The following is a 1,371-nucleotide window of genomic DNA, read 5'->3' on the forward strand; positions in this document are numbered from 1 at the left end:
CCTTGCACGGTATTCCGCATATTCGCTGCCTTTTGGGCAGTCTTCAGTACCCGTTGACATAGCATCCCGGTCTCTATATTGAACAGGATTATACAGGTTCACTGAACAGGTACTATATGAAGCGGCGCGCGGTTCAACTGTCTCCCGGTACGGGCAAACCCGAGCAGATCGCCACCGTTCTCGAACATGAAATCCGCTCCGGTGTTCTCGGCTTCGGCGACCGCCTGCAAAGCGAGAATGAACTTGTCCAGCGCTTCTCCGTCAGTCGCAATACGGTCCGCAAGGGCCTTGAGGAATTGTCCAGCCGGGGGCTGATCACGACCAGGGTTGGTATCGGCTCGTTCGTCACCTTCGACGGCAAGCCGGTCGATGACTCCATCGGCTGGTCGCGCGCGCTGGCCGATGCCGGCGCCAATGCCGAGACGCGGACGCTGCGGCTGGAGGTCATCGAAGACCCCGATCTGGCTGCGCTGCTTGCTATCGAAAGCCCGTTCTTCATTGCCGTTGACCGGGTGCGCACCAACGCCAGCGACGGCCATGCGATCTCCATCGAGCGCAGCCGGCTGCCATTGTCCTCCGAGCTTGAGGACGTACCGTTGCGCGGACTGCGCGAGGGCTCGCTGCACCAGACGCTGCGCGCCGCCGGCCTCATTCCCGACCATGGCGAGGAATGGGTCGAGATCGAGATGCTCAATGCCGAGGATGCGGCCATCCTCGGTTGCCCACAAGGCACGCCCTTCCTGCGCGGGCGCCGGTTGACGCGTGCGGCTGACGATCGGCCGATCGAGTATGTCACCAGCCTGCTCAATCCGGCACATTTTGCGCTGCATATGAGGTTCTAAGCGATGTCGGATGCAACCAGCAATACCATCGATCGCGCCATGGGCGCGCTTGTCGGCGGAGCGCTGGGAGACGCGCTCGGCATGCCGACGCAGCTTTTGTCGCCGGCTCGCATTGCCGAACTCTACGGCCATGTAGAGGATTTCATCGAGCCTTTCGCCGATCATCCGGTGTCGAAGGGCCTGGCCGCTGGAACCATCACCGACGATACCGAACAGGCGCTGCTGCTCGGCCGCATCCTGGTCGAATCCGGCGACCGTTTCGACCACGCGCGCTGGGTCAATGCGCTGCTCGACTGGGAGCGCGAGGTCAAGGCGCGCGGCAGCTATGATCTTTTGGGGCCGTCGACCAAGCGTGCCATCGATGCCATCAACAATGGCGTACCGGCCGAGGAAGCGGGACGCAGCGGCGACACCAATGGCGCGGCCATGCGCATCGCGCCTGTCGGCATCATGATGCCGCTTGAACCGTTGGAGACGTTCGTCGGCAAGGTGGCGGAGACTTGCCGGGCGACGCACAACACCTCGATCG

At 62.7% G+C, this 1,371-nt stretch carries 2 protein-coding genes; both read left to right on the forward strand.

Annotated features, from left to right (window positions below; translation table 11 throughout):
- The first annotated feature begins 116 nt into the window (after positions 1–116).
- The gene (locus tag EN984_RS34760) at positions 117–842 is read left to right on the forward strand and encodes a GntR family transcriptional regulator (protein ID WP_127268782.1); all 726 of its coding nucleotides are present in this window, start codon (positions 117–119) and stop codon (positions 840–842) included.
- A 3-nt stretch (positions 843–845) separates the two neighbouring features.
- A partial coding sequence (locus EN984_RS34765) for an ADP-ribosylglycohydrolase family protein (protein WP_206517568.1) occupies positions 846–1,371 on the forward strand: 526 nt, incomplete at its 3' end.

The organism is Mesorhizobium sp. M7A.F.Ca.CA.004.12.1.1, assembly GCF_003997835.1.
Lineage (GTDB): Bacteria > Pseudomonadota > Alphaproteobacteria > Rhizobiales > Rhizobiaceae > Mesorhizobium.